Annotated in this window: 6 protein-coding genes; 4 read left to right on the forward strand and 2 right to left on the reverse strand. The window is 74.0% G+C overall.

The genetic code is table 11. The features are described 5' to 3' along the window. Nucleotides 1-23: 23 nt before the first annotated feature. Together DKT69_RS32555 and pdxH are read right to left on the reverse strand one after the other, a co-directional pair. The gene (locus DKT69_RS32555; RefSeq protein ID WP_109805256.1) at nt 24-1,325 is read right to left on the reverse strand and encodes an MFS transporter; all 1,302 of its coding nucleotides are present in this window, start codon (nt 1,323-1,325) and stop codon (nt 24-26) included. Continuing rightward, nucleotides 1,322-1,951, reverse strand: a complete 630-nt coding sequence (pdxH, locus tag DKT69_RS32560) for a pyridoxamine 5'-phosphate oxidase (RefSeq protein WP_109805260.1) — start codon at nt 1,949-1,951, stop codon at nt 1,322-1,324. Before pdxH ends, DKT69_RS32555 begins: the two co-directional genes overlap by 4 nt. A 273-nt stretch (nt 1,952-2,224) precedes the next feature. Here pdxH and DKT69_RS32565 point away from each other — a divergent pair, with 273 nt between their 5' ends. From DKT69_RS32565 to DKT69_RS32580, 4 genes are all read left to right on the forward strand, one after another. Next, nucleotides 2,225-3,331, forward strand: coding sequence for a citrate synthase 2 (locus tag DKT69_RS32565; RefSeq protein WP_109805257.1), 1,107 nt, complete (start codon nt 2,225-2,227; stop codon nt 3,329-3,331). Between the two features lie 246 nt (nt 3,332-3,577). Then, nucleotides 3,578-4,705, forward strand: a complete 1,128-nt coding sequence (gene serC, locus DKT69_RS32570) for a phosphoserine transaminase (RefSeq protein ID WP_109805258.1) — start codon at nt 3,578-3,580, stop codon at nt 4,703-4,705. 189 nt (nt 4,706-4,894) lie between these two features. Continuing rightward, on the forward strand, nt 4,895-5,968 hold the full coding sequence (sepH, locus tag DKT69_RS32575) for a septation protein SepH (RefSeq protein ID WP_109805259.1): 1,074 nt from the start codon (nt 4,895-4,897) through the stop codon (nt 5,966-5,968). A gap of 113 nt (nt 5,969-6,081) precedes the next feature. Next, on the forward strand, nt 6,082-7,069 hold a 988-nt coding region (locus tag DKT69_RS32580), incomplete at its 3' end, for an aldo/keto reductase (RefSeq protein WP_236648495.1).

Genomic DNA, 7,069 nt, shown 5'->3' on the forward strand with positions numbered 1-7,069 from the left:
CCCCAGCCCGCGACCGGCCGGGGTCAGTCCCGGTCGGCACTCGACGCGGCGGCGGCCCGATAGCGGACCAGGGCCGGGAAGGCCACCGCCAGCAGCACCGCCAGGGTGGCCGCGACGAGGCCGCCGCCGACCCAGGCGACGCCGGCGCCGAAACCGGCCGCCAACCCGCCGGCCCGCAGGTCGCCCAGGCGCGGACCGCCGGCGACGACGACCGTGTTCACCCCCTGGAGCCGGCCACGCATCCGGTCCGGCGCGTAGATCAGCAGCATCGACTGCCGGAGCACCGAGCTGACCAGGTCGGCCGCGCCGGCCACGCCGAGCAGCACCACCATCAGCCAGAGCCGGCCGGCCAGCCCGGCGGCGGCGACGGCCAGCCCCCAGCCGGCCACCGCCACCACCAGCGCCAGCCCCTGCCGGCGCAGCCGGCCGATCCAGCCGGAGGTGAGCCCGCCGAGCATCGACCCGATGGCGATCGCGCTGTAGAGCCAGCCGACCGCCGCACCGCCGCCGAAGCGCTCGTGCGCCACCTCGGGGAAGAGCGCCCGGGGCATCGCCAGCACCATCGCGATCAGGTCGATGGCGAACGAGAGCAGCAGCACCGGGGTGGTGGCCAGGTAGCGGAACCCGTCGACGATGCTGGCCAGGCCGGCCCTGCCCGGGATCGCGGCACCGTCCGGGTCCGGCTCGGGCGGCATCGCGGGCAGCCGCAGCGTGGCCCAGAACGAGACGGTGAACAGCAGGGCGTCCACCGCGTACGCGATCGGCAGCCCGACGTCGGTCCGCCAGGTGGCGAAGATCAAGCCGGCGGCCAGTGGCCCGAAGACCGAGGTGGCGGTGAAGGTGGTGAAGTTCAGGGTGCTCGCCGCCGGCACCAGCTCGGCGGGCACCAGACGGGGCAGGATCGCGCTGCGGGCCGGCGACGTGATCGCGAACGCGATCGACTGCACCGCCACCAGCACGAGGAGAAGCACCGGGCTGCCCACCCGGAACAGCGCCTGCACCAGCAGCGCCAGCGTCGACGCCCAGAGCAGCGCGCCGCCGGCGAGCAGCACCCGCCGCCGGTCCCGGGCGTCGGCCACGGCCCCGCCCCAGAGCCCGAAGACCAGCAGCGGCAGGAAGCCGGCGATGCCGAGCAGCCCGACCCAGAGCGAGCCGCCGGTGAGCGCGAACATCTCCACCGGTACGGCCACGGCGGTGAACTGGAAACCGAACATCGCCACGCCGTTGCCGAGCCACACCCGCCGGTACGCGGGCACCCGCAGCGGGCGCAGGTCGATCGCCCAGCGGCGCCCCCCGCGCGGCCGGGCCTCCCTGACCCCGGTCACGGCGCCAGCCGCTCGGTGACCCAGTCGCCGCCGTCGGTCCGCCGGAACCGCAGCCGGTCGTGCAGCCGGCTGGCCCGCCCCTGCCAGAACTCCACCGACGCCGGGCGAACCCGCAGCCCGCCCCAGTGCGGTGGCGCCGGGATCCGCTCGACCCCGGCGAAGCGCTCGGCCACCGCCTCGTACGCGTCGTCCAGCGCGGCCCGGTCGGGGATCACCCGGGACTGGGCGCTCGCCCAGGCCCCGAGCTGGGAGCCGCGCGGCCGGCTCGCGAAGTACGCCTCGGTCTCCGCCCGGTCCACCCGCTCCAGCTGCCCGCTGACGACCACCTGGCGCTGCATCGGAAACCAGGGGAAGACCAGGCTGGCCCACGGGTTGACGGCCGCCTCGGCGCCCTTGCGCGAGTCGTAGTTGGTGTAGAAGACGAAGCCCTCCGGGTCGTACCCCTTGAGCAGGACGGTCCGGCCGCTGGGCCGCCCGGCGGCGTCGGCGGTGGCGACGACCATGGCGTTCGGCTCCGGGAGGGGGAATGCCACCGCCTCGGCGAACCAGCGGTCGAACTGGGTGTGCCAGTCCGGCGCCAGATCCGCCTCGGACAGGCCCTGGTCGGCGGCGTACTCGTTCCGCATGGCCGCCGGGGCCACTGTGTCGCCCGTCACGTTTCTCTTCCCCCTCGCCGGTCCGCCGGCGTCCCGGAGACGCTGGCCAGACCCCACCGCCCAGTCTGGCCGACCTGGTGAGCTTGTCCACCGCCGGGGATGTCGCGTGCAGCACAGCCGCTGCGGGTCGCGCACTCGGTTACCCAGCAGGCAAGATGGCACGAACACATCCCTGAGGGTCGCCTAAGGTGCGGGGCCGGACCGGCCCGCTCGGGCGCACCGAGCCGGAAGCCAGGAGACGACATGTCCGACTTCAAACCGGGCCTGGAGGGCGTCGTAGCCTTCGAGACCGAGATCGCCGAACCGGACCGCGAGGGCGGCGCGCTGCGCTATCGCGGCGTCGACATCGAGGATCTGATCGGTCAGGTCTCCTTCGGCAACGTGTGGGCGCTGCTGGTCGACGGGCGGTTCGGCCCCGGCCTGCCGCCGGCCGAGCCGTTCCCCGTGCCGGTGCACTCCGGCGACATCCGGGTCGACGTGCAGTCCGCCGTCGCCATGCTCGCCCCGTACTGGGGGCTCAGCCAGCTCCTCGACATCTCCGACGAGCAGGCCCGCGAGGACCTGGCCCGGGTGTCGGTCACCGCGCTCTCCTTCGTCGCCCAGTCCGCCCGCGGCCTGGGCCTGCCGGCGGTGCCGCAGAAGGAGATCGACAAGGCGGAGACGATCGTCGAGCGGTTCATGAAGCGCTGGCGGGGTGAGCCCGACCCGCGGCACGTCAAGGCCGTCGACGCGTACTTCATCTCGGCCGCCGAGCACGGCCTGAACGCCTCCACGTTCACCGCCCGGATCGTCGCGTCCACCGGCGCCGACGCCGCGGCCTGCATCTCCTCCGGCATCGGCGCCCTCTCCGGCCCGCTGCACGGCGGCGCGCCGTCCCGGGTGCTCAGCATGCTGGAGGCCGTCGAGCGCAGCGGCGACGCCGAGGGGTACGTCAAGGGCGTCCTCGACCGGGGCGAGCGGCTGATGGGCTTCGGCCACCGGGTCTACCGGGCCGAGGACCCGCGCGCCCGCGTGCTGCGCCGCACCGCCAAGGAGCTGGCCGCGCCGCGCTTCGAGGTCGCCGAGGCGTTGGAGAAGGCCGCGCTGGCCGAGCTCCAGGCCCGCCGCCCGGACCGGGTGCTGGCCACCAACGTCGAGTTCTGGTCGGCCGTGGTGCTGGACTTCGCCGAGGTGCCGGCGCACATGTTCACCTCGATGTTCACCTGCGCCCGGATGGGCGGCTGGTCCGCGCACATCCTGGAGCAGAAGAAGCTCCAGCGGCTGGTCCGCCCGTCGGCCCGCTACCTCGGCCCGGGCACCCGCAAGCCGCAGCAGGTCGAGGGCTGGGACGCCATCCCGCACGGCGTCTGATCCGCGATACCCCGAAGGGGCCCCGTCCGCGCGGACGGGGCCCCTTCGCGCGTCGTGTGGCGCATGCCTCACCCCGCCGGATGGGACCAGCCGTCGGGCGACCCGCCCAGGGTGCGAGGATGAAGGCCGGCAGTGTCGCCGGACCGGGCCCGGACCCCGGTCGCGTCGCGCCCCGCGCGCCTCGGCCGTCGATCCGCGCCCGCTGAACGGGCCCGCCCTCGCCCTTGCGGAAGGATCTCGACCACCGTGGCTGACGCACCGACCATCCGGATTCCCGACGACATCAAGCCCGCCGACGGGCGGTTCGGCTGCGGGCCGTCCAAGGTCCGTCCCGCGGCGGTCTCCGCACTTGCCGACGTGGCCACCAGCTACCTGGGCACCTCGCACCGGCAGAAGACGGTCCGCGACCAGGTGGCCCGGCTCCGCCGGGGCATCGCCGAGTTCTTCTCCCTCCCCGAGGGCTACGAGGTGGTGATCGGCAACGGCGGCACCACCGCCTTCTGGGAGGTGGCCACCTTCGGCCTGGTCCGGGACCGGGCCCAGTTCGCCAGCTTCGGCGAGTTCGGCGCCAAGTTCGCCAAATCGGTCAAGGATGCGCCGTTCCTGGGCGAGCCGACCGTCCGCAAGGCCGAGCCGGGCAGCGCGCCCGCCCTGGTCGCCGAGGCGGGCGTGGACGTCTACGCCACCCCGCACAACGAGACCTCCACCGGCGTGGCCGTGCCGATCAGCCGGGTGGCCGGCGCCGACGAGGGCTCGCTGCTGCTGGTCGACGCCACCTCCGGGGCCGGCGGCCTGGAGGTCAACGTCGGCGAGACCGACGTCTACTACTTCGCCCCGCAGAAGTGCTTCGGCTCGGACGGCGGCCTCTGGCTGGCCCTGATGTCCCCGGCCGCGCTGGAGCGGGCCACCGAGATCAAGGCGTCGGGCCGCTACATCCCGGCCTTCCTCGACCTGGTCACCGCGATCGACAACTCGCGGCTGGAGCAGACGTACAACACGCCCGCGCTGGCCACCATCTTCCTGGCCGCCGAGCAGACCGACTGGATGAACTCGCAGGGCGGCCTGTCCTGGGCGGCCAAGCGGACCGCCGAGAGCGCCGGCATCGTGTACGGCTGGGCCGAGCGGTCGGCCGTCGCCACCCCGTTCGTGGCCGACCCGGCGCTGCGCTCCAACGTGGTCGCCACCATCGACTTCGCCGACGGGGTGGACGCCTCGGCGATCGCCAAGGCGCTGCGCGCCAACGGCATCGTGGACACCGAGCCGTACCGGAAGCTGGGCCGCAACCAGCTCCGGATCGCGCTGTTCCCGGCCGTCGAGCCGGCCGATGTGGAGGCGCTGACCGCCTCCATCGACTACGTGGTGGAGCGGCTCTGACGACGCCGTGACGGTGGGTGGTCGCCGGGGGCCCGGCGACCACCCACCGTGATCATCGCCGCAGCTCAGTCACGACATGCCGGGGTGTCGCATCCCCCACCTCCGGGTAGATGAGCGTACGGTGGTCCGAGACGCCCGGGTGGCCGGCTCGTGGCGTGACGGCCAGCGAAGCGGGACGGAGGCAACGCCATGCGCCCAGTACGCTTCGTCGCCCTCTCCGAGGACGGCCAGGCTCTGGTGCTCGCCGACGAGGTCGGGCGCCTGCTCGCCCTCCCCATCGACGAACGCATCGCCTCGGCGCTGCACGCCGAGCCCGGCGCGGCCCCCCTCGCGGTGGTGCCCACCGCCGCCGACCCGATGCCGTCGCTCTCCCCCCGGGACATCCAGGCCAAGATCCGCTCCGGCGAGTCCGCCGAGGACGTCGCCCGGATCGCCGGTGTCCCGGTCGATCGCGTCCTGCGCTACGCCGGCCCGGTGCTCCAGGAGCGGGCCATGCTCGCCCAGCACGCTCGGCGCACCCGGCTCAAGGGCGCGGAGAAGCCGACCCCGCTGGCCGAGGTCGTCAACGGCCGGCTGGCCCAGCACGGGATCGACACCGAGAAGATCTCCTGGGACGCGTACCGGCGCGACGACGGCACCTGGCGCATCATCGCCACCTGGCCGTCGGGCAAGGCCACCGCGCAGGCGGTCTGGGATCTCGACAAGCTCCGGCAGAACGTCACCCCGCACGACGACATGGCGCAATACCTGTGCGCCGAGCGTCCCACTCCGATCCTCGGCCAGGAGCCGGCGCCGGAGCGGGGCGGTCACGCGCTGCCCGGGCCGTCCCGCGGCGAGCCCAGCCGGGGCGGGCACGGCCTGCCGTCGGCGGGCGAGCACGCCCGTCCGGGTCGGGACCCGATCCGGGCCGGCCGGGACGCGCTGCTCGCCTCGCTGGACCGGCCGCTCGGCGCGAGCTCGGGGCGCGGGCTCGACCCGCGTTCGCCGGCCGCGCAGGACGCACCCCGCCAGCGGGCGGTCGCCGGCGGCGCGGCGGCCCTGCTCGGCGGCGGTCAGGGCTCGGCGTTCGACGACGACTCGGACGCGCCGAAGGAGATCCCGGCCGTACCGTCGCTGGCGGTGCTCCGGCCGCGGCGGACGGGTGCGGCGGCGGCCGCCGGCGGCGCCGAGTCCACGGACGCCAACGGCAAGCCGCGCAAGCGGCTGCCGAGCTGGGACGATGTCCTCTTCGGCACCGGTCCCGCGGCCCGCGAGTCCTCCTGATCCATCGTCCACCCTGGTCACGCGCGACGGCTCCAGGTCGCGGCGCGGCGTCAGACGCGCCGAACTGGAGTTGTCGTAAGGCACTCTAAGTGCCCGCGTGCCAGGGTGGACCCATGGAGTACACGAACCTGGGACGCACCGGCCTGTCGGTGAGCCGGCTCTGCCTCGGCACCATGAACTTCGGGCCGCAGACCACCGAGCCGGACAGCTTCGCCATCATGGACCGGGCGCTGGAACACGGGATCAACTTCTTCGACACCGCGAACGTCTACGGCTGGCAACTCGGTGAGGGCATCACCGAGCAGATCATCGGCCGCTGGTTCGCCCAGGGCGGCGGTCGCCGCGACAAGGTCGTCCTGGCCACCAAGGTCTACGGCAAGATGGGCGACTGGCCCAACGACCAGGGCCTGAGCGCCCGGCACATCATCCGGGCCTGCGAGGAGTCGCTGCGCCGGTTGCAGACCGACACCATCGACCTCTACCAGATGCACCACGTCTCCCGGACCACGCCGTGGGAGGAGATCTGGCAGGCGATGGAGACCCTGGTCGCCCAGGGCAAGGTCATCTACGTCGGATCGTCCAACTTCGCCGGTTGGCACATCGCGCAGGCGCAGGCGGCCGCCGGCCGGCGCAACTTCCTCGGCCTCGTCGCCGAGCAGTCCATCTACAACCTGCTGACCCGGCACGTCGAGCTGGAGGTGATCCCCGCCGCCCAGCACTACGGGCTCGGCATCATCCCCTGGTCGCCGCTGCACGGCGGGCTGCTCGCCGGGGTGCTCCGGAAGATGGCCGAGGGCGGTGCGGCGCGCGGCGCCAGCGGCCGCGCCGCGGACGCGCTCGCCGAGCACCGGCCCACCATCGAGGCGTACGAGAAGCTCTGCGCCGATCTGGGCCACGACCCGGCCGACGTGGCGCTGGCCTGGCTGCTCTCCCGCCCGGGGGTGACCGCCCCGATCATCGGCCCGCGCACGCTCGACCAGCTCGACGTGCCGGGTCAGCAGGTTGTAGATGGACTGCTCGGCGACGAGGCCGAGGAAGTTGCGCCGGCCGGCGGCCGCCTGCGCCTGCGCGATGTGCCAACCGGCGAAGTTGGACGATCCG

The organism is Micromonospora sicca (assembly GCF_003172935.1).
In the GTDB taxonomy this organism is placed as follows: domain Bacteria; phylum Actinomycetota; class Actinomycetes; order Mycobacteriales; family Micromonosporaceae; genus Micromonospora; species Micromonospora sicca.